The following is a 217-nucleotide window of genomic DNA, read 5'->3' on the forward strand; positions in this document are numbered from 1 at the left end:
TGGTTGGTCGCAAACAGTTGGCTGCCGTTGACGGCGTCTTTGCTGTTGGCATTGAGGTCGCCGTCGGCTACGTTGGTCACTTTGTTGCCGGCGTTGTTCAAACCGTCTTTGGTCAGTTTGACATCACCCGCTTTAACACCGTCTTGGGTCAATGCGACATCGTCGCCTACTTTCACACCGTCGTTGTTCACGGTGGTGTCGCCGGCTTCGACGCTGT

The 217-nt window shown here is 55.8% G+C and carries 1 protein-coding gene; it reads right to left on the reverse strand.

Annotated features, from left to right (window positions below; genetic code table 11):
- Positions 1 to 217, reverse strand: a 217-nt coding sequence (locus ACTHS4_RS12825) for a hypothetical protein (protein ID WP_440366073.1), incomplete at both ends; no start/stop codon positions are given.

Origin of the sequence: Neisseria sp. P0014.S009 (assembly GCF_051958155.1) — a bacterium.
Classification (GTDB): domain Bacteria; phylum Pseudomonadota; class Gammaproteobacteria; order Burkholderiales; family Neisseriaceae; genus Neisseria; species Neisseria flavescens_C.